Origin of the sequence: Streptomyces sp. NPDC093568 (assembly GCF_044764945.1) — a bacterium.
Lineage (GTDB): Bacteria > Actinomycetota > Actinomycetes > Streptomycetales > Streptomycetaceae > Streptomyces.
Map to the genome: position 1 here is coordinate 52,935 of NZ_JBIWJD010000015.1, position 19,620 is coordinate 72,554.

The 19,620-nt window shown below is 71.4% G+C and carries 17 protein-coding genes; 5 read left to right on the forward strand and 12 right to left on the reverse strand.

Translation table 11 applies throughout. From position 1 onward, the window contains the following. The first annotated feature begins 265 nt into the window (after positions 1 to 265). Positions 266 to 640, forward strand: coding sequence for an RNA polymerase-binding protein RbpA (locus ACIRD7_RS38055; protein ID WP_403460538.1), 375 nt, complete (start codon positions 266 to 268; stop codon positions 638 to 640). A gap of 180 nt (positions 641 to 820) precedes the next feature. On the opposite strand, the gene fxsA is transcribed toward ACIRD7_RS38055, so the two are convergent. From fxsA to ACIRD7_RS38075, 4 genes are all read right to left on the reverse strand, one after another. Continuing rightward, entirely contained in the window at positions 821 to 1,390 is a 570-nt protein-coding gene (gene fxsA / locus ACIRD7_RS38060) for an FxsA family membrane protein (protein WP_403460540.1), read from the reverse strand. Positions 1,391 to 1,467: 77 nt separating this feature from the next. Further along, positions 1,468 to 2,289 (reverse strand): polyprenol monophosphomannose synthase, encoded by an 822-nt coding sequence (locus ACIRD7_RS38065; RefSeq protein ID WP_403460541.1) that lies wholly within the window; start codon positions 2,287 to 2,289, stop codon positions 1,468 to 1,470. 557 nt (positions 2,290 to 2,846) lie between these two features. Then, entirely contained in the window at positions 2,847 to 4,451 is a 1,605-nt protein-coding gene (locus ACIRD7_RS38070) for an amidohydrolase (RefSeq protein WP_403460542.1), read from the reverse strand. A gap of 87 nt (positions 4,452 to 4,538) precedes the next feature. Next, positions 4,539 to 4,979, reverse strand: a complete 441-nt coding sequence (locus ACIRD7_RS38075) for an Lrp/AsnC family transcriptional regulator (protein ID WP_403460543.1) — start codon at positions 4,977 to 4,979, stop codon at positions 4,539 to 4,541. 268 nt (positions 4,980 to 5,247) lie between these two features. On the opposite strand from ACIRD7_RS38075, the gene ACIRD7_RS38080 reads away from it, so the two are divergent. Continuing rightward, positions 5,248 to 5,688, forward strand: a complete 441-nt coding sequence (locus ACIRD7_RS38080; protein ID WP_403460544.1) for a hypothetical protein — start codon at positions 5,248 to 5,250, stop codon at positions 5,686 to 5,688. Positions 5,689 to 5,698: 10 nt separating this feature from the next. Here the strand turns inward: ACIRD7_RS38080 and ACIRD7_RS38085 are convergent, their stop codons facing one another. From ACIRD7_RS38085 to ACIRD7_RS38095, 3 genes are all read right to left on the reverse strand, one after another. Next, on the reverse strand, positions 5,699 to 6,796 hold the full coding sequence (locus ACIRD7_RS38085) for a phosphotransferase family protein (RefSeq protein ID WP_403460545.1): 1,098 nt from the start codon (positions 6,794 to 6,796) through the stop codon (positions 5,699 to 5,701). A 12-nt stretch (positions 6,797 to 6,808) separates the two neighbouring features. Further along, entirely contained in the window at positions 6,809 to 7,849 is a 1,041-nt protein-coding gene (locus ACIRD7_RS38090; protein WP_403460614.1) for a hypothetical protein, read from the reverse strand. 416 nt (positions 7,850 to 8,265) lie between these two features. Then, complete coding sequence (locus ACIRD7_RS38095) at positions 8,266 to 9,438, reverse strand: acyl-CoA dehydrogenase family protein (protein WP_403460546.1); 1,173 nt, start codon at positions 9,436 to 9,438, stop codon at positions 8,266 to 8,268. A gap of 335 nt (positions 9,439 to 9,773) precedes the next feature. Between ACIRD7_RS38095 and ACIRD7_RS38100 the strand changes: the two genes are divergently transcribed. Further along, a complete protein-coding gene (locus tag ACIRD7_RS38100; RefSeq protein WP_403460547.1) occupies positions 9,774 to 11,012 on the forward strand; it encodes a glycoside hydrolase family 18 protein in 1,239 nt (412 codons plus the stop codon). A gap of 65 nt (positions 11,013 to 11,077) precedes the next feature. Here the strand turns inward: ACIRD7_RS38100 and ACIRD7_RS38105 are convergent, their stop codons facing one another. The 5 genes from ACIRD7_RS38105 to ACIRD7_RS38125 form a co-directional block, all read right to left on the reverse strand. Further along, positions 11,078 to 11,737, reverse strand: a complete 660-nt coding sequence (locus ACIRD7_RS38105; protein ID WP_403460548.1) for a TetR/AcrR family transcriptional regulator — start codon at positions 11,735 to 11,737, stop codon at positions 11,078 to 11,080. A 146-nt stretch (positions 11,738 to 11,883) separates the two neighbouring features. After that, positions 11,884 to 12,024: an SCO1431 family membrane protein gene (locus ACIRD7_RS38110; protein ID WP_403460549.1), complete on the reverse strand. Its 141-nt coding sequence runs from the start codon at positions 12,022 to 12,024 to the stop codon at positions 11,884 to 11,886. Between the two features lie 60 nt (positions 12,025 to 12,084). Beyond that, positions 12,085 to 13,446, reverse strand: a complete 1,362-nt coding sequence (locus tag ACIRD7_RS38115) for a peptidase C39 family protein (protein WP_403460550.1) — start codon at positions 13,444 to 13,446, stop codon at positions 12,085 to 12,087. A 440-nt stretch (positions 13,447 to 13,886) separates the two neighbouring features. Beyond that, complete coding sequence (locus ACIRD7_RS38120; protein WP_403460551.1) at positions 13,887 to 15,341, reverse strand: amino acid permease; 1,455 nt, start codon at positions 15,339 to 15,341, stop codon at positions 13,887 to 13,889. 124 nt (positions 15,342 to 15,465) lie between these two features. Beyond that, complete coding sequence (locus tag ACIRD7_RS38125; protein WP_403460552.1) at positions 15,466 to 16,419, reverse strand: hypothetical protein; 954 nt, start codon at positions 16,417 to 16,419, stop codon at positions 15,466 to 15,468. Positions 16,420 to 16,683: 264 nt separating this feature from the next. On the opposite strand from ACIRD7_RS38125, the gene ACIRD7_RS38130 reads away from it, so the two are divergent. Next, complete coding sequence (locus ACIRD7_RS38130; protein ID WP_403460615.1) at positions 16,684 to 17,304, forward strand: uridine kinase; 621 nt, start codon at positions 16,684 to 16,686, stop codon at positions 17,302 to 17,304. Between the two features lie 438 nt (positions 17,305 to 17,742). Beyond that, a complete protein-coding gene (locus ACIRD7_RS38135; protein WP_403460616.1) occupies positions 17,743 to 19,608 on the forward strand; it encodes an AAA family ATPase in 1,866 nt (621 codons plus the stop codon). Positions 19,609 to 19,620 lie beyond the last annotated feature (12 nt).

Genomic DNA, 19,620 nt, shown 5'->3' on the forward strand with positions numbered 1-19,620 from the left:
AGGGCGGTAGTGTACGCGTTTGGCCTGCCAGGCGTACCGTTACTGCGCGTCAAAGAAGCCGAAACGCTGGGTTACATCTGCTAGCAGATGTGACAAACCGGGCGCCGGTGGGTACGACATTGGTCAGCAAGGCTGCGGCTACGACGGCGACGCACGACCCGGAACGTGACGCGGAACGGGAATCTTTACCGCCGACCGGACGTTGACCGGATGACGACGACAGCGACACCAGTCCTGTGGGCGACAAGCCCGGGAGGCACGATTCATGAGTGAGCGAGCTCTTCGCGGCACGCGCCTCGTGGTGACCAGCTACGAGACGGACCGCGGCATCGACCTGGCCCCGCGCCAGGCCGTGGAGTACGCATGCGAGAAGGGGCACCGCTTCGAGATGCCCTTCTCGGTCGAGGCGGAGATCCCGCCGGAGTGGGAGTGCAAGGTCTGCGGAGCCCAGGCACTCCTCGTGGATGGCGACGGCCCAGAGGAGAAGAAGGCCAAGCCCGCGCGTACACATTGGGACATGCTGATGGAGCGGCGCACCCGCGAGGAACTCGAAGAGGTCCTCGAGGAGCGTCTCGCCGTTCTGCGCTCCGGGGCGATGAACATCGCGGTTCACCCCCGGGACAGCCGCAAGACGGCCTAGTCCCTGCGCGGCCTCGGTCGCATCTGACCCAGGCAAGGCATGTAACCGCGGGCGCCGTACGTGATCTCACGTACGGCGCCCGCGGTTTTCGTGTCCCTGCGCGTGGCCTTCGTGTGCCCTGGGCGTGGCCTTCGGGTGCCCTGCGCGTGCCCTGCGCGTGCCCTTCGTCGCCCGGAGGGCTCAGCTCGTCAGCGGCGGCTTCGGCCCCTGCTGGGTGCCTCCGTGCGGGGTGTCCCCGGGCTCGTCCCTGATGACCTCACCCTGCACGACCTTGCCGTCGGGGCGGTGAATGCGGGCCTGCTGGAAGGCGTCCCCGAACGAACCGGGGGCCGCCTGCCCCATGCGCTTGTCCAGGGCCCGCTCCGCGGAACGGCTCAGGACCTTCTGGACCGGCGGGATCAGCAGGAGCAGGCCCAGCGCGTCCGAGATCAGGCCCGGCAGCATGATCAGCAGGCCGCCCAGCATCATCAGACCGTTGCCACCGCCGCTCGACGGGGTGCCGCCGCGCTGCAGGGCTTCGTTCAGCGCCTGGAAGGCCCGCCGACCCGCCCGCTTGATGACGACCGAGCCCAGCACGAGGCCGGCGACCAGCAGCAGGAACACCACGAGCCCGCTCGTCGCGCCCGCGACCAGGGTCAGCAGCCAGATCTCCAGCACCAGCCACGCGGCGATGCCCAGCGGCAGGAAGGTGCGCAGCCGGGAGCGCCGGGGCGGGGCGGGATAGGTGGGGGTCGGTGCGCCAGTCGTCATGCGTCCAGTGTGCCTGGGCCCGCCTCAGAGCGGGATAAGGGGACGGGCCGGCCGGCGCCGCCTGTGCGCTCGTACGCCTATGCCTGGTTCGGGGGCTGCGGCGACGATGACGGCTTCGCTCGGCCCAGCAGCTTGCCCACCCGCTCCTGCGCGCCCCAGGTGGTGACCCGCCACAGCGCCTCGACCAGGATGTCGCGGCTCATCTTCGAGTCCCCGAGCTCCCGCTCGACGAAGGTGATCGGCACCTCGACGACGTGGTAGCCGGCTTTGACCGCGCGCCGGGCGAGGTCGACCTGGAAGCAGTAGCCCTGGGAGGCGACGTCGCCGAGGCCGAGCCCTTCGAGCGTCTCGCGGCGGAAGGCGCGGTAGCCGCCGGTGATGTCGCGCAGCGGCAGATCGAGCGCGAGCCGGGAGTAGAGGCTGCCGCCGCGGGAGATGAACTCGCGGGACTTGGGCCAGTTGACCACCCGGCCACCGGGCACCCAGCGGGAGCCGAGGACCAGGTCGGCGCCCTTGAGGGCGGTCAGCAGCCGGGGCAGTTCCTCGGGCTGGTGGGAGCCGTCGGCGTCCATCTCGATCAGGACGCCGTAGTCGTGCTCGATGCCCCAGCGGAAGCCCGCGAGGTAGGCGGCGCCCAGGCCCTCCTTGCCCTTGCGGTGCAGGACCTGCACATGGTCGTCCTCGGCGGCCAGTTCGTCCGCGAGCTTTCCGGTCCCGTCGGGGCTGTTGTCGTCGGCCACCAGCACATGCGCCTCGGGGACCGCCTTGCGGACCCGGCCGACGATGCTCTTGATGTTCTCCGCCTCGTTGTAGGTCGGAATGATCACCAACGCCGTGCCGAGCGGCCCGAATCGCCTCTCGCGGTCCTGTGCCCCGAGGGTCCCGTCGCCGTCGTTCACTGCTGCCCCTTCACTTCCGTACGCAGACGTCCACCATAGTGGGCGCGGCCTGCGCTGACGTGACAGCACGTTCGTATGCCGGTGCCGATTGCACAAGAGCGAAGTAAGTGTGGGTTTCGCGTGACCGCGCCCCGGGGGACCCAAGCTACGGATGGGGGCCCGGCGCCCTTCGGGCCGACCTGGGACCCGCTGGCTGCGGGTCGACCGAAAGCCGTTGTCTACTGAGCGCCCGGGCCCCACCCGGGTCACACCTCCCCGACCGGCCGGAAAGTTCCGTCGTCGCCGCGCGAGCGCTGAGCCTGGCTCCCAGTGGCGGTGCCCCGGTGCGGCACACCGTCCCTGACCCAGCGGCGTTGCGACGGGTTTCCCGGAAGTTCCCCGGTTGTCCGGTCGGGCGTCCGGTGGTGGACTCGGCCGAACCTACCGGCCCCCGGCCTCCGCCTGTCAACAGCCGTTTGACCTGCGGTTTTTCACCCCCCTTGGTGGTCAGCGCAGAGGATACGCAGGTCGCGCGACGGGGCGGCGCGAAGTAATCGGGTTCGCGCCACCCCGGGAGATCACTCGCCCGGCCGTACGAAGACCGTTCGTCCGCCCACCACCGTGCGCAGGCAGACCGGGAGGTCGCGGCCGGGGCTCAGGTCGGGCAGCCCGGGGGTTCCGGAGCGGGGGTCGGTGGACCAGCGCGCGACCCGGTCGTCGGGGGCCTGGACCACCAGTTCGTCGGTGCGCCACACGGCGTAGTCGGCGGGCGCGCCCGGCACCAGGACACCCGCGTCGTCGCGACCGACGGCCCGCCAGCCGCCGCGCGTGTGCGCCGTGAACGCGGCGCGCACCGAGACCCGGTGCTCCGGAGTGTGGTGGAAGGCGGCCGCGCGGACCGTGCCCCAGGGGTCGAGGGGCGTGACGGGGCTGTCGGAGCCGAAGGCGAGGGGGACGCCGGCGCGCAGCAGGGCCGCGAAGGGGTTGAGGGTGCGGGCGCGGTCGGCGCCGAGGCGCTGGACGTACATGCCGTCCTCACCGCCCCACAGCGCGTCGAAGGCGGGCTGCACGGAGGCGGTCAGGCCCAGCTCGGCGAAGGCCGCGACGGTGTCCGGGGTGAGCATCTCGGCGTGCTCGACGCGATGGCGGGCGGCCCGGACGCGGGCGAGGCCGACCTTCTCGGCGGCGGCACGCACGCCCTCCACCACGGCGGTCACGGCGGCGTCGCCGATCGCGTGGAAGCCCGCCTGGAGGCCGGCCTCGGTGCACTCGGCGACATGGGCGGCGACGGCGGCCGTGTCAAGGTAGGCGGTGCCGGTGTGGGCGGCGTCGGCGTACGGCTGGTGCAGGCAGGCGGTGTGCGAGCCGAGAGCGCCGTCCACGAAGAGGTCGCCGGCCGCGCCGAGCGCGCCCAGCTCGCGCGCCTTGCGCACGTCCCGCTCCGCCCAGTAGCCGACGACCCGCGGCCCGGCCTCCTCGGCGGCGAGCCGGAGCAGGCCGGTGAAGTCGTCCTCGGAGGAGATGTCCGGCCCGCCGCACTCGTGGACGGTGCCGATCCCGAGGGAGGCGGCACGGGCGAGGGCGGCGCGCTGGGCCTCGTGGCGCTGGGCGGGGGTGATGGAGGCCAGCGCGGTGGCGCGTACGGCGTGGTGGGCGTCGGCGACCAGCGGGGCGTCGACGGCACCGAGGCCGCCGGGCGTCAGGTCCAGCAGGGCCGTGGTGACGACCGCCGAGTGGACGTCGACGCGGGAGAGGTAGAGCGGGCGTCCGCCGGAAGCCTCGTCGAGCTCGGCGCGGGTCGGCGGGCGGCCACCGGGCCAGCGGGAGGCGTCCCAGCCGTGGCCGAGCAGGACGCGGTCGTTGGGGCGGGCGGCGGCGAAGGCCCGGACGAGGGCGAGAGCGGCCTCCAGGGAGGGCGCACCGGTCAGATCGAGGCCGGTGAGGGCGAGACCGGTGGCGGTGGTGTGCACGTGGGCGTCGGTGAACGCGGGGGTGACCAGGGCACCGTCGAGGTCGACGATCTCGTCCACGCCGTCCGCGAAGGCGTCGGCGGCCCCTTCGGACCCGACCCAGGCGACCTGGCCGCGCTCGACGACCATCGCGGTGGCGAAGGGGTCGGCGGGGCTGTGGACTTCTCCGCGGCGCAGGAGGACGGTCTTCGACGGGGCGCTGGACTCACTCATGGGGAACAGTCTCGCGCCTCGCCCCTTGCGCTCCGGACATGGGGCCACGTCAAAGCCGCCGCAGGACGGCCACGGCCCGGGCGGCGGTCAGACCCTCGGCGGCCGCGCCTCGTACGGCGTGGAGAGCACCACCGTCGTCCTCGTGGACACCCCCGCCAGCGCCCGGACCCGACCGAGCAGTTCCTCCAACTCGTGCGGCGTCGCCACCCGAACCTTGAGGATGTAGTTCTCGTCGCCCGCGACGCTGTGGCACGCCTCGATCTCCGGCACCCCGGCCAACCGGTCGGCGATGTCGTCCGGCGCGCTGGGATCGAACGGCTTCACCGAGATGAACGCGGTCATCGGCAGCCCGACCGCTTCGGCGTCGACCACCGCGGCGTAGCCACGGATGACGCCTCGCTGCTCCAGCCGGCGCACCCGCTGGTGCACGGCCGACGTGGACAGGCCGGTGGCCTTGCCCAGGTCGGTGTAGCTCATCCGCCCGTCCTTGACGAGCAGCTGCACGATTTGTCGGTCCAGCTCCTCCATGGCGCAAGAACCTACAGTGCGGCTGATCTCCTCGGATACCTCAGCGGCCCAGGTCATGCCCGGTTTGTGATGTGGCCGCCGGCCGGCTGTGTGCCGCCTGAGGGACAAACCGGCCGCCTCGGGCACCTGCGAGCGGCATGTGACGAAGGCCACAGGCCCCGAACAGGCTCCGTGATGTGCCCGTGATTAATGCCGAGACGAGGCGGGAAGTGCTTGCTGTGGTCGAGGCCGCAGTGCCGTCACGGCCCAGCCCGAGGGGGAGAATCCCATGCAGAGTCTTAAGCGCCCTGGTCGTACCGCGCCCAAGCGGCCGCAGCCGGTCGTCGAGCCCGCTCCGGAGGGTGTCGAACCCGACGCCCTGGAGGAGATCGACGAACTCGACGCGTACGACACCTACGAGATGTACCGGGTGATCTGCCCGGACTGCGCGCAGCCCATCGCCCTGCTGGCGGACGAGGAGGTCCTGCCGGAGCACGCGCTGTGCGCCTCGCCGTGGAACCCGTTCGGACTCACGGTCTGCGCCGGCACCGGTCGTGGGGCCGGCGAGGCCCGCTCCGCGGACGAGTCGCTGGAGCCCCAGGAGCAGGACACGGCCCTCCTGTTGACGCTCCCTCAGGGGCTGGACTGGCGGACCCAGCCCTTCTCGCACGTCGGCGGCCCGGGTTCGCGCCCCATGCGCGTGCCGGAGATGCGCCGTCAGGCGGCCTGAACCGCCTCGCTCAATCCCAGTAGCTGCCCTGCACCATGGCCCGCAGGCTGCCGTGGTGCAGGATCAGTGTGTCCGGGTCCGCCGGGACGGCGACTTCGCCGAAGTAGGCCTGGCGGTAGGCGATCCGCAGCATGACGACCCCGTGCCGCAGGGCGGCGTACAGCGTGTAGAAGTCCATGTCGCGCGGGGTGTGTCCGGTGAGGTCGGCATAGCGGGCCTCGACCCGGTCGCGGCGCAGGAAGTCCGGCAGGCCGCGCTGTCCGAACGCGACGGTCAGGTCGTGGAAGAAGCGGTGCAGATAGACGGTCCAGCCGAGGTCGACCTCGCGCGGGGCCAGTGCCGCCATCTCCCAGTCCAGGACGGCCCTGGGTTCGAAACCGTCGTAGACGACGTTCCCGATGCGCGCGTCACCCCAGTTGAGGACGGGTGCGCCCGGATCGCGGGGCCAGAGTTCCTCCAGGCGGTCGAAGGCGGACTCGATCAGCGGTGAGCGGGCGAGTCCGTCAACCACCCATTCGTAGGACGCGCGTTGGGCCGTGACGTGTCGTCGCAGCGCGTCGCCCTCGCCCGGCAGGGTGAGGAACTCGGCCTCGCGCGGCGGGACCTGGTCGTGCAGCCGGGCCAGCAGTCCGACCGAGGCCGCCTCCAGCCGCTCGCGCTGCTCGTCGCTCGCCGCGTGCAGCCAGTTGCCCTCGTAGGTGTAGGGCATGACGTCCGGCGGCACCCGCCCTTCGACGCGCTCCATCACGAAGAAGGGCGCCCCGAGCGGGCCCGGGTCCTCCTCCAGCCAGAGCACCCTGGGCACGGGGAGGTCGGAGTGCTCGGCGGCCAGTCGCATCGTGCGGTACTGCCGCGGCATGTCGTAGACCGGGAAGACGGTGTATGCCGCCGGGTCCGCCGCGAGCCGCAACGCGCAGGCGCGCACGGGCGGTTGGGGGTGCTCGATGTCGAAGAGCAGGGTCTCGCTGGACAGTCCGTTGGACTCGGGGACGGTGACGCCGACGGCCTCGGCGCCGGGCAGCCGGGCGTCGAGCCACGCGGTGAGGCGGCGGGTGATCTCCTCGGGGTCCCGGGTGGTGGTGCGTGGGCGCGGTGCCGTCTCGGCCATGGCGCAAACCCCCTACGGTGCGACCGACTTGAAGTCCGTGAAGCCGCTCGGGTCGTGCCGCCCGAACGAGCCGTGCTCGAAGATCCCGTGGCCCGTCCGGCCGTCTAGGCGGAAGCGCGCCGCGTGGTCGGTGACGCCGTAGGCGGCCAGGGGGTGGGCCTCGGTGAGGTCGTAGGTGCGCCGGTCGGTCCAGCCGCGGCCCTGCCAGGTGCCGTGCTGCCAGTCGTCGGCGGGCGGGTAGCCGGCGCCGATCGCGAGCGGGGAGGAGGCGAGGATCTCCACCTCCAGTTCCCGCGGCTTGCGGAGGTCGCCGAGGTGGATGAGGGCGCGTTCGGGCAGGCGGGTGCCGGGGCGGTAGGTGATCTCCGCCTGGGGCCAGCCGAGTTGGCGGTCGCGGTGGCCGGCGCGGACCAGCGTCGCCTCGTTCAGCGTGCGATGGCCGTCCGCGTCCTCCTGGACGATCACCATCAGGAACCGGTCCTCGAAGCGGACCGGGCACCAGATCCAGTGGAAGCCCTCCGTCGGATGCTCCTGGGCGAGACGCCCGCCCTCCTCCCCCGGTATCGGCCGCACCCCCCAGCTGCGGTCCCGGGTTCCGGTCCACTCGGCGGCGGTGACCCGGAACTCCTCGCCCCCGGCGCGGATCACCCCCGCCACGCTCCCCGCCTGCACGAAGCGGCGCCCTTCGAGGGTGAGCCGGTCACCGCGGCGCTGGAGGTGATGGGGTTCCCACAGGGGCGGAAAATCGGCGGTCCAGGAGAGGTCGTACGACAGCGAGTCGTCGTCGCACACCAGGCGCAGCCGGCGCAGCGGCTCGTCGACCTCGATCCGCAGCGGACCGACGGCGAGCCGCATCCGGTCCTCGCCGAGCGCGTCCGAGGCGCGCACCGCGTGCAGGGTGTCCCCCACGCGCAGGGTCGCGTAGGCGTCGATGACCCCGACGTTCGGGTACACCCCGAGGCCGAGGATCAGCAGGGCACGTCCATGGTGGTCGAGGACGTGGAAGATGCAGCGGTCGTAGGCGTTGCGGTCGCTGGTCGCGACGTGCTTCATGGAGAGCGGAACCTGGTGCACCGGGTACTCGTCGAGCGGTACCGGGCGGTCGTCGTCGGCCACGGCAAACCTCCCTGGAGGCGGGCTGGGCTGACGGTACGTCAGACAGCGACAGGTGGCCAGAGAGCGAACGGACGCCGACGAACTCACGCCCGAATCCGACTGGCGGTGACTTGTCCACCCACCTCCGCGTTGCCCTGGTATGCCCCCCACCTTTTCGGCGACCGGCCCCCACCACCGCGTCTTCGTCCCGCGTCCCGCAGGAACGCTTCAGCCGCCGGCGCCCCCGCAGCAGCCGGATCCGCCCATCTACCGTGCCCTGATGCGCATGTGGGCCGACCGCGGCCGCACCCTGCCGGGGCACCACGACCCGGAGTGGATCCGGCTCGCGGCGCCGACGGTCAAGCGGGGTCAGTTCAGCGTCCCTCAGGACCCGCTAGGTGACGGGCGATGACCATCCGCTGGATCTGGTTCGTGCCCTCGACGATCTGCAGGACCTTGGCCTCGCGCATGTAGCGTTCGGCCGGGAAGTCCGCGGTGTAGCCGTACCCGCCGAGGACCTGGACGGCGTCGGTGGTGACCTTCATCGCCGTGTCGGTGCAGTGCAGCTTCGCCATCGCCGCCTGCTTGGCGAACGGCCGGCCCGCGTCCCGCAGCCGTGCCGCCGCCAGGTACAGCGCCCGGCCCGCCTCGATCTGGGTCGCCATGTCGGCGAGCATGAAGCGCAGGCCCTGGAAGTCGGCGATCGGCTTGCCGAACTGCCGGCGCTCGGTCGCGTACGCCACCGCCTCGTCCAGCGCGGCCTGCGCCACGCCGATCGCGCAGGCCGCGATGCCGAGCCGCCCGGAGTCCAGCGCGGACAGGGCGATCGCGAAACCCTGGCCCTCGTCGCCGATGCGCCGCTCGTCGCCGACCCGGACGCCGTCGAGGTGGACCTGGGCCGTGGGCGACCCCTTCATGCCCATCTTCTTCTCGGGCATCGCCGCGCTCAGACCGGCCGCGTCGCCGGGCACCAGGAACGCGCTGATCCCGCGCGGGCCGTCCTCGCCGGTGCGGGCCATCACGGTGTAGAAGTCGGCGATGCCGCCGTGGGTGATCCAGGCCTTGGTGCCGGTGATCACCCAGCTGTCCCCGTCCCGCACCGCCTTGGTGCGCAGGGAGGCCGCGTCCGATCCCGACGCAGGCTCGGAGAGGCAGTACGCGCCGAGCAGCCCGCCGCCGAGCATCGCGGGCAGGTGCTCGACCTGCTGCTGCTTGGTGCCGTAGGCGGCGAGGGCGTAGGAGGCGAGGGTGTGCACGCTGACGCCGAGGCCGACGGTGAGGCGGGCCGCGGCGAGCTCTTCGAGGACCTGGAGGTAGACCTCGTACGGCTGGTCGCCGCCGCCGTACTCGGAGTCGTACGGCAGGCCGAGCAGTCCGGATTCGGAGAGGAGGGTGAAGACCTCACGGGGGAAGCGGCCGGCGTCCTCCTCCTCGGCCGCCTTCGGGGCGATCTCGCGCTGCGCGATGTCGCGGACGAGCGAGAGCAGATCCCGGGCCTCGTCCGTGGGCAGTTGACGGTCCACCGGCTGCGGGGCGCGGTCGGGCATGGCGACGATCCTCCCTGTCGGGCACGTCGGCGGACGTACGCCTTGGGTGGGGCGGCTCCGCCGGGTCTCACTGGTGCCGGGCCGATGCTCGCATTCCCGGGTCTCGGAAGCTGCTGACCAGCGGCTGTGCGCTGTGAGTATGCCCGATCGGAGGCATCGAGTCACCAGTTAACGACCGCTCACTCCAAGAAGTGTCCAGCAAGTTATCAGCGGTAGCGAAATTGGTCCGAACCATTGACGTACTGGTCTAGTCCTCCTTACCGTTTCGGACCAACGCATCATCGCGTCCATGCCAATGGGCTTCTGCTCCCCTCTCCCCCACGAGGAGACACCCGATGCACCTCTCGCACCGCCCGCGCACGCCTTTCCGTGCGCTCGTGTCCGCCGCCTGTGCGGCCGTCCTCGGCGCCGGACTGCTCGCCGGCGCGGGCACCGCGACCGCCGAACCCGCCTCCTCGCCGAAACTGGCCGCCGGCTCCAAGGTCGTCGGCTACTTCACGGAATGGGGCACCTACGACCGCAAGTACTACGTCAAGAACGTCGAGACCTCGGGCTCGGCGGCCAGACTCACCCACATCAACTACGCCTTCGGCAACGTCACCGGCGGCAAGTGCGCGATCGGTGACTCCTACGCCGCGACCGAACGCACCTACACCGCGGCCGAGTCGGTGGACGGCGTCGCCGACACCTGGGACCAGCCGCTGCGCGGCACCTTCAACCAACTGCGCGAGCTGAAGAAGAAGCACCCGGGCCTGAAGGTCCTGTGGTCCTTCGGCGGCTGGACCTGGTCGACCGGCTTCGGCGAGGCCGCCCGCAACCCCGCCGCGTTCGCCCAGTCCTGCTACGACCTGGTCGAGAACTCCAAGTGGGCCGACGTCTTCGACGGCATCGACATCGACTGGGAGTACCCGAACGCCTGCGGCGCCACCTGTGACACCAGCGGCCGGGAGGCCTTCAAGAACCTGATGTCAGCGGTGCGCGCCAAGTTCGGCTCCGGCAACCTGGTCACCGCGGCGATCACGGCCGACGCCACCAGCGGCGGCAAGATCGACGCGGCGAACTACGCGGGCGCGGCGCAGTACGTCAACTGGTACAACCCGATGACGTACGACTTCTTCGGCGCCTGGGACGCGACCGGTCCGACGGCTCCGCACTCGGCGCTGAACTCCTACTCCGGCATCCCGAAGGCCGGCTTCCACACCTCGGCGACCATCGCCAAGCTCAAGGGCCTCGGCATCCCGGCGTCCAAGCTGCTGCTCGGCATCGGCTTCTACGGCCGCGGCTGGACCGGCGTGACCCAGTCGGCACCCGGCGGCACCGCGACCGGGGCGGCCCCCGGCACCTACGAGGCGGGCATCGAGGACTACAAGGTGCTCAAGTCCAGGTGCCCGGCGACCGGGACGGTGGGCGGCACCGCGTACGCCAAGTGCGGGAGTCAGTGGTGGAGTTACGACACCCCCGCGACCATCGGGACCAAGATGTCGTACAAGAACCAGCAGGGGCTGGGCGGGACGTTCTTCTGGGAGCTGAGCGGGGACACGGCGAACGGTGAGCTGATCAAGGCCATCAACTAGCGGGTCCCACGGGGGGCTTGGGGCGGGGGACCACGAGGCCTCCGCCCCATCCGCGCGCCCCGGTGTCAGGAGTCCCGGCGGGCCGGGTCCGGGGTCAGGTAGGAGGGGTCGAGCTCCTCGATGGACCGCATGGTGCCGCCGAGCATCTTCACCAGCAGCTCGCGCATGGTGTCCCGGGGCAGTTCGGGGCGGTCTATCCAGTCCAGGGTGGCGCCCTCGACGCTGCACACCCAGGCGAGCAGGCCCATCCGGGCCAGCGGGGCGATGTCGGTACGGCCGTACGCGCCCTCGGCGATGGTCGCGACGATCGCCTCGCGCACGCCGTCCCGGATGGCGTGCACCTCGGCGTCGAAGCCGACGCCGCCGCTGACGATGGTGCGGTACGAGGCCTGGTTGTGCTCGGCGTAGCGCAGATAGCTGTCGATGGTGCGGTGGACCCGGTCCACCGGCTGCAGTTCGACGCCGCTCGCCGCGTACGTCACCAGGTCGGCGACGGAGTCCTGGATGATCGCCAGGTAGTAGCCGCGCTTGGACTGGAAGTAGTAGTAGATGAGGCCCTTGGCGACATGCGCCTGCCGGGCGATGTCATCCATGGAGAGGGCGTCGTACGACGTGTCCGCGAACAACTTCCGCCCGATGGCGATGAGTTCGGCCCGGCGCGCCACGGAACGCTCGGTGCCGCGGGCCCGGGGACGGGCCGCGTCGCGCTGTTGACTGATATTCAATTTCGACCCTGTTGTTCAACGGGCGGCGGGACATCCGCAGTATGGCAGACCTTCACCTACTGCTCGTTCGAGTGTGATCGACTCCGATGCGTCCGCTCACCATCAGGTCGGCACATGTCCGATCAAAGCGCCCCGTGTGTGTCAGCTCACAGCAGGCCGAGCTGCGTCACGAGCATGGCGACGACTACGACGAGGGTCCAGCCCATGAGGTGCTCGACGATCTTCGGGCCGTCTTCCCTGGGGCCGCCCGTGCGGACACGGGCGGCTGCGGTGGAGTGCGTGGTCATATGCCCACCTTGCCACCGGGAGGGGTTTCCGCGGCAGAGACGTTCCTCACGCCCGCCGGCTCAGCGCACCCCGACGGCCGCGAGGGCGGCCCGCTGGCGGCGGGTCGGACGCGCCGGGAAGTAGAGGTAGCAGACGCCGCCGGTGCCCGAGACGACCTTGCCGCTCGCGTTGTACCGCTTGGTCCGCAACCAGATGTTCTCCCACTCGCGCCGCTTGTAGACGCGCCGCACCGCCGCGTTGCTCGGTGAGTTCGGGTCGTTGGCGATCACGTCGCCGTCGGCGGTGAACCCTATGACCGTCATCAGGTGCCCGGCGGTGCCGTACCCCGCCCCGGTCAGCTCCTCCTTCAGGAACGACTGGGACGTTATGGCCGGGATGCCGGCCGCGATCAGCGTCTCCAGGTCGGTGAGCGAGCCGAGCCGGGTGACGACGCCCTGGAGGCCGTCGAAGGTGGCCGCGTAGGCGGCGTTGAACGGCCAGTTCCCGCAGCCGTCGTACTGGTAGTCGAAGGTGAACCGGGCCGCGTGGCAGACCTGCGGATCGGCGAACGACGGGTCGACCCAGGCCAGCTGCTCCGGGGTGAGGCGGCCGCCCCAGTACTCGACGATCATCTGCGAGGAGGTGGGGCTGCACCAGGCCTCGCCGCCGTTGTCGTACTCCGGGTACTGGCCGACGTGGATCTCCTGCGAGTAGCGCGGGACGTTCAGCTCGTGGGCGAGGCCGGGGGCGGACGCCGGGACGGTGAAGCGGTCGGGGACGTCGGAGCCCATCGCGCCGACCCGCCAGACCTTGGGGGTGAGCCTCGTGCCGGGCCGGCGGTACAGGGTCAGCCGCAGCCGGTACGCGGTCAGGCGCAGGCCGGTCGCCGGGTCGTCGACGGCGAGCGTGTCCGTCCAGACGCTGCTCCTGCCGTCGCTCTGGTCGTCCACCGAGGTCCGCCGGATGTCCTGGTCGCCGGCCGCCCAGCGGCCCAGCACGTACCAGGGGGTGGCGGTGCCGTCCGAATACGTGCCCTCCAGTTCCACCTGGAGCCAGGTGCCGTCGGGGGTGTGGGCGTTCCAGGAGGCGATCGCCTCGGTGGCGGGGACGCGGAGCCGGTGGACGGGCGAGGTCCAGGTCGCGTACTCCCAGGGGGCGGTGCGGCCCGTGTGCGGGTCCGTGTATTCGGTGGTGCCGGCCGGCGCGCCGATCACGATGCCGGGGCGGGAGCCCGCGACGACGCGGACGCCGTCGGCGGTGCCGCAGCGCCAGTCGGCGCAGGTGATCCAGGCGTGGTTGTCGACGGTCCGGGCCGGGCCGTCGGCGGGGGGCGCGGGCTCGGCGGCGCCGGCGGCGAGGGCCGGGCTCGCGCCGCCGGCCACGGCGGTGGCGACCGCCGCGGCGAGGACGGTTCTCCGGGACGGTTGTTCGGCTCTGCTCATGGGCGGAAGACCCCCAGGTGTCCGAGTCGGGCGGATCCTGTGCACGGCTGTCCGCCAACTATGGCCCCGGGTGTCACCGTCGGCCAGCACTTCGGCCCCTGGCGCGCCAACGAATATTGGTGTCCACCACTGGCAACCCGAGGGCGCGTCGCGGGCGAGGTCACGCCCTTCGCTGACGAGCTGACCAGGACGGTCCGGGACTCGGCCGGTCCGCTGACCGGCAACGCCACCACCGGCGTGCGGCACGTCGCCCAGTCGATCACGCCGGGATACGTGCAGGACCTCCACGACGGCGGCGTACCGCGCCTGACGCGCCCCTCGCCATGGCAGGCGTGGCGACCGACAGGCGCCGCGGGGCAGACGGCTCCGGACGGCCGAAATCCGCCGTGGCCCCGGTGCACCCCGTCGTGACGGCGTGCACCGGGGCCGGTGACGGGGCGTCAGACCAGGTCCATCGCCGCGACCTCGTCCGGACGGCCGTAGCTGACCGGGCCGTGGAAGCGGCGCCGGGCGGTGGTGACCCACCACACCGTGGCCACGGCCAGGACGACGGCCAGGGCGACCGGGGCGTAATTGAAGGAGTCCACGGTCACCGGTGAGGCCTGCGGCAGCATGAACAGCGCGCTGCTGAGCAGGATCCAGGTCACCGCGACCACCCCGACCGGCCTGCCCCAGCGGCCCAGGTGCCAGGGGCCCGGCTGGAACTCGTCGCCGAGCCGCAGCCTGAGCAGGATCGGGACGGCGTACGCGAGGAACAGCCCGACGACGTTGACGCTGACGATGGCGGTGAACGCCGTGTGCGACCACCAGCCCGGCACCACGAGCGTCAGCGAGCAGCCGACCGCCAGCCAGACCGCCTTCACGGGGGTGCGGGTGCGCGGCGAGACCGAGTGCCACCAGCGCGAACCGGGCATCGCGCCGTCCCGGGAGAAGGCGAAGATCTGCCGGGTGTTGCTGGTGAGGTTGGCGAGGCCGCAGAAGAGCATCGCGCCGATCACGATCAGCAGCAGCACCTTCGCGGTGCCCACGCCGAGCCCGTCGATCAGGATCTGCACGGGCGGTGCGTCGGCGCTCGCCACCCGGTCGTAGTCGCGAATGCTGTAGACCAATGCGAGCATCAGCAGCAGTCCCGCGATTGCCGAGTATCCGATCGCCCTGGTGATCCCGCGCGGCGCGTTGACCGTCGCCCGGACCGTTTCCTCGGACATGTGGAAGCTGCCGTCGAAGCCGGTGAAGGTCCAGCTGGTCACCAGCAGACCGAGCATCCCGCCGTAAAGGGCGCTCGTGAAACCGGTGTTGTTCGCGAAATGCGTGACGTACGAAGCCGGCTGGTGGTGATCGGGAATCACGATCAGCGCGCTCACGATCACCACGAGTCCGCTGAGCAGCCACCACACGGAGATCCGGTTCAGTACGGCGACCAGCTGAACGGTGTAGGTGTTGGCCAGTCCCTGCACCACGATGACCAGCACCGTGATCAGCACCGTACGGTGGCCGCTCGCCTCGTACGAGGGCCACTGCAGGGCGATGAACGCCTGGATGAAGGTGGCGGCGGCGTACCCGGTGGCGGCCGTGCCGCCGACCTGGCCCACGAAATTCAGCCAGCCGGTGTACCAGGACCAGGCGCCCTTGTGCCGTTTGGCGAGTTTCCCGGCGGAGAAATACAGCGCGCCGCTCGTCGGATAGGCCGAGGCGACTTCCGCCATCGCTGCTCCCACGAAGAGCACCATGACGGACACGCCGATCCAGCCGAGGACGAGAATGCTCGGGCCGCCCGCGTTCAGGCCGAACCCGAAACCGGAGAAGATTCCCGAGATGATGTTGATGATGGTGAACGAGATGGCGAAATTGTCGAAGGCCTGAAAGCGCCTCGTGAGTTTTCTCGGATAACCCATCGCATGCAGCGTGGCGTCGTCGTCGAGGGCGCTCGGATCCGTTCCCCCGCGTGCTCGGGCACGCCGGGCGGATATCCGTTGTGACACGGGCCGGACCTTTCTCTCGGTGGGGGGTGGTGGCCCGTCAGGCGGCCGGCACGCGCAGCCCGCAGGCGCGGCGCGCCCGGGACAGCTGCTCGGCCGGGTCGCCGAAGGCGGACCAGGGCATGCGCGAGGCGTAGGGCCCCATCGCCGTGAAGGCGGTGAGCGCCTGCGCCTCGCACCCGGCCATGACCAGGGCGTGTGCGAGGTAGGCCAGGTCGAGGACCGGAGTGAAGGGGTAGCCGGCCGCCGCGGGCAACCAGTCCTGGTGGATCGACAGGGCCGTCGAGCGCCATTGCGGCTGCTCCCAGACCCGGTCGGCGAGCAGTTGGCTGCGGTCGTAGCACTCCACCAGGGCGACCAGCGGGAGCAGCCGCACCGGCGAGTCGGCGGGGGCGCGCTGGCCGAGGAAGGCGGCGACGTCCCAGGCGGCGGTCACCGAGCCGCCGTACCGGGGGAAGAAGCAGGCCAGGAAGCGGTGGTGGGCCTCGCGGTGCCAGGGGTCGAGGGAGAGGACGTGGGCGAACAGGCGCCAGGGCCCGGCCGGTGCGGTGAGCAGCCCGCGCGGCGCCTGGTCGCGCAGCCGGTGCAGCCGGGCCATGGCCAGCTTCGCCACCCAGGGCGTGGGGTCGCCGGGGTCCGCTGTCGCGGCCCGGTCGCAGGCGGCCAGCGCTATCCGCTCCAGCGCGTCGGTCCGCGGGTCGCGCGCGTCGGCCGCCCGCAGCGCCCGCAGCACGGCCACCCGCGCCCACATCAGGGCCGCCTCGGGGCCGGGATCCTCGACCAGCCAGCGCTCGACGAGGTCGGAGCCGGCGGCCTCCGAGGCCAGCACGAGGGAGCGGTGGGCCCTCAGGCCGAAGTCACCGCGGGTTTCGGCCAAGGCGTCCCGGGCGCTCAGCCAACGGCCGGCCCGGACATCGACGCAGACCGATCCGAGCACACGGTCGTCGGCCGCCGGATGCCAGAGATACTGCCCTTCGAATAACCCCGCGGCCATGTGTCCCAGCCCATCCCCGTTACGTCACCTCACAGTTGCGCACCAGGCACCTTACTCAGCGTGGGCCCCAACCGGAACGTTGATTTCACTGTGGTGGCCGGAGTTTTTCGGCGGCATTGCGGACAACCGCCGGCTAGTTCAAAGCGACACCTTTTCTCATCGGGCCCTCACCCCCTCTCATCCCGCCGCGCCACCCGCTTTCGCCCACTACTAGAATGTTCCAACGAAATATGCCCACCGCCCCGCTTCACTTCAGGAAAAACGATTCACGACCTCGCCTCCCGGCTCCGCCGCCTCCCGCCGTCCTGCGGCCCGGTCCGCCTCGTCGGCGTCGACGGGCACGCCGGCTCCGGAAAGTCCACGTTCGCCGCGCAGTTGGCCCGCGCGCTGGACGACGCCCCGGTGCTCCACCTCGACGACATCGCCAGCCACGACGAGCTGTTCGGGTGGACCGAGCGCCTGCTGACCCAGGTGATCACCCCGCTCGCGCACGGCGGCACCGCCCACTACACGCCCTACGACTGGCGGGCCCGGCGCTTCGGACCGGCCCTCCCCCTGCCGCCAGCCCCGGTGATCCTGGTCGAGGGCGTCGGCGCCGGCCGCCGCGCGCTGCGGCCGTATCTCGCCCGGCTGCTCTGGCTGGAGCTGCCGCGCGAGGCGTCCTGGTCCCGGGGACGTGCACGGGACGGCGAGGAGCAGCGGGAGTTCTGGGACGGGTGGGTCCGGGCGGAGGAGAGACACTTCGCCGACGACCCTTCCCGGCCCTTCGCCGACCTCCTGGTTCAGCAGTGCGGCAAGGGATATGAGGTGATTCCCGGGCCTGCCGGGACAGTTGGACCGAACCAGTCCATCACACACGGTGACGACCCATCGGCAATGTGCTGAACTTGTGAAGGCCCCTCCCGGACAAGTTCCCGGAGTGCTTCAACTCGGCTTGACCCGGGGGCCGTACAGGTCTTACGTTCTCAATGTGCGGTCATTCGAAGCCGCCCGAAGTCGCGAAGCCCCCGGTTGTTCCCCCGTGATCGGGGGCTTCGTTCTGCCCTGACTTCTCAATTCGGGCGCCGAGAGGCGTGATTTGCTCACGCTCGGTCACCGATCGTACTCCCCCCGCTCTGCCCCCACCTCGCCAAACGGCCTATGCGGCACCCTGGGGCGGGCCATGCCCTCGCAGGTACGATGCCCTCGGTGCGACCTACGCACGGCTGCTCAGCGCACCATCGCAACTCCGGTCCGCGGTACGGCGGTTCGCTCGAACCGATCAAGGCGGCCGACGGCCGAGCGGCCGGCCAACCGACGGGGGCACGGTTTGTGGGGGACGTGATGGACTTCGGCACGCAGGGCCCCGAGGCCCCGGCCGACCTCGCCTGGCTGCGAGGTGTGGATGCCTACACCATGGGGGCGTATCCGCAGGCGGAGGAGGAGTTCCGCACCGCGGTGCGGATCGATCCGGGCATGGCCGACGGCTGGCTCGGACTGCACGCGCTGCGCGTGGACACGACGACCGCCCTGCTGCGGATGTTCCGGCACCGGGACCGCTTCGGGGAGCAGCGGGCCCGGCACCGGCGGACGCTCAACTCCTGGTACTGGCTGGGCTGGTGGGTGCAGCCGGTGCTGGAGAGCCCGCGCGATCTGCTCCTCGCCCACGCCTCGCACTGGCTGGACGGCCGGCACGTGCCGGAGCTGGACCGCGCGCTCGCCGGTCTCCCGCCCGTGGACACCGACCACCAGGTCCGCTTCCTGCACTCGTGCCGCGCCTATCTGGTGAAGGACTGGGAGCAGCTCGTCCGGCACACCGACCCGCTGCTCGACGACGCGCTGCTCGGTATCGAGGCCGGCCTGTTCGGCGGCATGGCCCGGGTCCGGCTGGAGATGTACGGGCAGGCCGAGCCACTGCTGTCGGCCGCGCTGATGCGGTGCCGCAGCGAGCAGCCGCAGCGCAAGGAGCTGCGGTACTGGCTGGCCCGCGCGCACGAGGGCACGGGCCGCTCGGCCGCCGCCCTCCCGCTCTACCGCGCGGTGCACCGCGTCGACCCCGCCTTCATGGACACCTCGGCCCGGCTCGCGGCCATCGCCGAGGGAGACGGCTACGACGACCCGACCGACCTCGCGGCGATCACGCTCACCGGGTTCGGCCAGGACATGGCCGACGGCCCCGACGGGCTCGACCCGCTGTTCGGCACCGAGGGCCGGGACCTGAAGCTGTCCGACCCCGACCTGCCGCCGACCGGTCCGCTGCCCTCGGTGGTGGATCCGGCGGTGCGCGAGAAGACGTCCGTGTCGTCGCAGCCGCTGCCCGCCGGACCGACGGATCCCGGGTTACTCGAGGAGGCGCTCGCCGAGCTCGAGCGCATGGTGGGGCTGGAGCCGGTCAAACGGCAGGTCAAGGCGTTGTCCGCGCAGTTGAACATGGCCCGGCTGCGCGCCGGGCAGGGGCTGCCGGTGCAGCCGCCGAAACGCCACTTCGTCTTCTCCGGCCCCTCCGGCACCGGCAAGACCACCGTCGCCCGCATCCTGGGCCGCGTCTTCTACGCCCTCGGCCTGCTCGGCGGCGACCACCTGGTGGAGGCCCAGCGGGCCGACCTGGTCGGCGAGTACCTGGGCCAGACGGCCGTCAAGGCCAACGAACTGATCGACTCCGCGCTCGGCGGGGTCCTGTTCGTGGACGAGGCCTACTCCCTCTCCAACTCCGGCTACGGCAAGGGCGACGCCTACGGCGACGAGGCCCTGCAAGTGCTGCTGAAGCGGGCGGAGGACAACCGGGACCACCTGGTGGTGATCCTCGCCGGCTACCCCGAGGGCATGGACCGGCTGCTGGCCGCGAACCCCGGTCTGTCCTCCCGCTTCACGACCCGCGTCGACTTCCCCTCCTACCGCCCCCTCGAACTCACCTCGATCGGCGAGGTCCTCGCCGCGGAGAACGGCGACGTGTGGGACGAGGAGGCCCTGGAGGAGCTGCGTTCGATCGCCGGGCACGTGGTCGACCAGGGATGGATCGACGAGCTGGGCAACGGGCGGTTCCTGCGGACGCTGTACGAGAAGAGCTGTGCGTACCGGGATCTGCGGCTGACGACCTACCCGGGCGCGCTGACCCGGGACGACCTGTCGACGCTGCGGCTGCCGGATCTGATGCAGGCGTACGGGGAAGTGCTGTCGGGAAGGGGCCCGCAGGACCCGTCGACGATGTGACGGATCCCGCGG